General features: G+C 46.4%; 1 pseudogene. It reads left to right on the top strand.

What is annotated here, in order from left to right:
* Nucleotides 1–11 precede the first annotated feature (11 nt).
* Nucleotides 12–261: pseudogene (locus NOU10_RS09345) on the top strand (hypothetical protein); the annotation flags it as partial.

Here is a 261-nt window from a genome sequence, read left to right as displayed (position 1 = left end):
CAGGAGACAAAGTGGTAGAAGGCAAGAGCGACGCAAAGAGCGACGCAGACAAGAACGAACCAAAGGAACCAGGCGACAAGGTAAAAGTAGACGATCCAAACAAGCTAACAGATAGTGAAAAATCCGAAGTAGTCAAAGCAGTCGAAGACGCAAACAAGGATGAAAATGGTAAGTCAACCTTACCAGAAGGAAGCAAGGTAACCGTAGGTGACAATGGCGACGTAACAGTAACCTACCCAGATGGCTCCAAGGATACAATTC

Source organism: Ligilactobacillus sp. MP3, from assembly GCF_024436335.1.
GTDB lineage: Bacteria > Bacillota > Bacilli > Lactobacillales > Lactobacillaceae > Ligilactobacillus > Ligilactobacillus salivarius.
This window is presented reverse-complemented; position numbering and strand designations above follow the sequence as displayed.